Below are 2,703 nucleotides of genomic sequence, written 5' to 3'. Positions count from 1 at the left end.
TTTTTATGTTAATTAATTTAATCTTTAAAACTTAAAATTTAAACCCGCTGTAAACGTAGTTCCGCTAAATCCAAATTGGTTCACTTCCCAAGCATATTTAAAACGACCTCCTAAATCAGTAACAACATCCCCTTTTGTATCCAATAAATCCGGGTAAACATTGAGTAAATTGTTTACCATAACATTAGCAGATAACGTACTTGTAAAATTATAAGCAACACCTAAATCTGTAATCACCTTTCCTGCAAAAGTTTGATCTTTTGCTACATCTGTGGCATGTTGCCAAGTAACTTCACCAAAATAAGTATTATTAAAAATAAAAGTAGTTTTATTCAAATCATAATTCATTCCTAGTAATACTTTTGTATTCGGTCGTGCACTAAGAATTCTACCTTGCTCTTTACGGTTAAAAATATCATATCCATTGGCACTCAAAATAGCTGGGGTACCAATTTTTCCGTCAATTTTAGTATTGGCAATATTAGATGCTAAATTAAGCCCTAATCTACCAGTTCCTATTTCCAGGTTTTTATAATTTAAAACTACGTCAACTCCCTTAGTTATGGTATTAACTGCGTTGATGAAAAACTTCATACTTGTAATATCATTATCAAGTAATACCTCTTCAACCGGATTTGTAGTTGTATCATCTCCGTCAAAGCCAACCTCGCCAGAAAACAATACACGATTTCTTACCTTTATATGGTAGAAATCAAGCGAGGCAGAGAAATTAGCCCCTGATCTAAATGTAATTCCTGTTGCAATGTTTTGTGATTCCTCAGCATCCAATTTAGGAACTCCTAACCCAATAACTGCTGGATCCACATTATTAAAAGTTCCTTGATTAGAAATTCTGCCTCCAGACACTAATGTTTGAATATTACTCAAGTAAATTTGGTGTAACGCCGGAGCTCTAAATCCTGTACTAAAAGAAGCTCGTATCGCAACATCATTAGTAAGTTTGTAACGAGAACTTACTTTCCATGAGATATTATCACCAAAATCTGAATAGTTTTCATATCGTATAGAACCTCCTATTAAGAAAGCTTCTGACATATCGTAGTCTAAAGTGGTATAAACCCCCACGTTGCTACGAGTTTCTTTTAGCGCATTCGCTGGTTGTAATCCAGGAAATGATTGTGCACCACCTCCTACGTAAGACTCTTCTTGACCCGCTCTTGCCTCAAATTGTTCTCTTCTTATTTCTGTTCCAAAACCGAAAGTGACCTTATCGAATGTTCTGGAAAAATCAGCATTCCCTACCAATTGACTAAAGGTATATCCACCAGCCTCAAATTGAGTAGGACTGTTAGCACCCAGAGAAACATTCAATGAGTTTCCTACTGTGTAATCTACCTTATTAGATCCAGCCGTTAAACTGAAATCTGCATTAAAACCAAACACATTAGATCTTAGCCCAATGGATCCTAGATTATCGAATATATCAGTCTCAAATGTAGGTTGGAATCCATTATAAGTCGTACCTGCTTCATGCAACAAATTGTTTGGATCTGAAACCCAGTAAGGCGCTCTATATAAAGCATAACTCGTACCTTTTCTAATATTCACATCGCCAAAAGCATACACTGTTGTCACTTCAGAAAGGGGATATTCAGCATTAACTACAAAAGCTCCCATTTTAGAATCAGGTAGTCCGATAGTCATCCCTAAATCAGGATTTCTACTTAACCAATCTCCCCATTGTGCATCATCTGCAGCTACTCCAAACAAATCGTCCTTTCCTGGTTTTCCAGCTCTGTTCGTTTTGTTTTGTGCTAAATAAGAAATATTAAAATTCACAAAACCTTTATCAGCGATTTTAAACCCTGAATTAAGATCAGCTCCAAAATTGAAACCATCTCCTTGTGATGTAACTCCTGAGGTAAGACTTACTTCAGTAAAGTTAGTTTGCTTTTTAAGGATAATATTCACCACCCCTGCAATCGCATCTGAACCATATTGGGCTGAAGCTCCATCACGTAAGACTTCCACTCTTTCGATTGCAGAAAACGGAATACTTTTCATATCTGTTCCTACCTCTCCTTTGCCCGGAGTGTCGTTTATGTACACTAATGCACTTTGATTTTTTCTTTTTCCGTTTACTAAAACTAAGGTACGGCTGGGTCCTAGACCGCGTAAATCTGCCGGGTCAAAATGAGCTGTCGCATCAGAAATAGCTTGGCTACTCGAATTAAATGATGGGATTTTGTAGGCTAACATCTTATCAAAAGTTACCTGTCCACTGGATTTGAGATCTTCGGCGTACAACTTGTCAATAGGCACTGCAGAATTTAATACACTACGCACTTTTGATCTGTTGCCCGTAACGACAACCTCATCTAAGCTATTATTAGGGTCTAACTTGAAAACAATCGCAGCAGAAGCACTATTCACTTCAATACTTTTATTTTGAAATCCTACATATTTAGCGATTAATGTAACAGGGAATCCTTTTACTTTAATTTCAAAATTACCATTTCCGTCCGTGGTAACACCATTAGAAGTTTCTTTCTCAATAACATTCGAATAGGGCAAAGGTTGCCCGTTCTCGTCCGTAACAATCCCTTTGATTGTTTGGGCATTCATAACTGTGGGTCCTACTATCATAAATAATACGCCTAAAAAAATAGTTAAAGTTTACTATAAATAGGTTGTTTTGGTTTTTACGTAATAAATTTAGTTAGTAGTTTACTAAACTTTAAT

1 protein-coding gene is annotated in these 2,703 nt (G+C 36.3%); it reads right to left on the bottom strand.

Translation table 11 applies throughout. From position 1 onward, the window contains the following. Positions 1 to 24: 24 nt before the first annotated feature. Entirely contained in the window at positions 25 to 2,607 is a 2,583-nt protein-coding gene (locus A3SG_RS0118075; protein ID WP_016991400.1) for a TonB-dependent receptor, read from the bottom strand. Between the last annotated feature and the right edge of the window lie 96 nt (positions 2,608 to 2,703).

The organism is Flavobacterium sp. ACAM 123 (assembly GCF_000264055.1).
Taxonomy (GTDB): domain Bacteria; phylum Bacteroidota; class Bacteroidia; order Flavobacteriales; family Flavobacteriaceae; genus Flavobacterium.
The sequence above is the reverse complement of the archived record's forward strand: the minus strand, read 5'-3'. Positions and strand labels throughout refer to the sequence as shown.

Bases quoted from the DNA above. Each gene is read 5' to 3' on its own strand.
- A3SG_RS0118075 (WP_016991400.1), bottom strand. From the start codon at position 2,607: ATGATAGTAGGACCCACAGTTATGAATGCCCAAACAATCAAAGGGATT.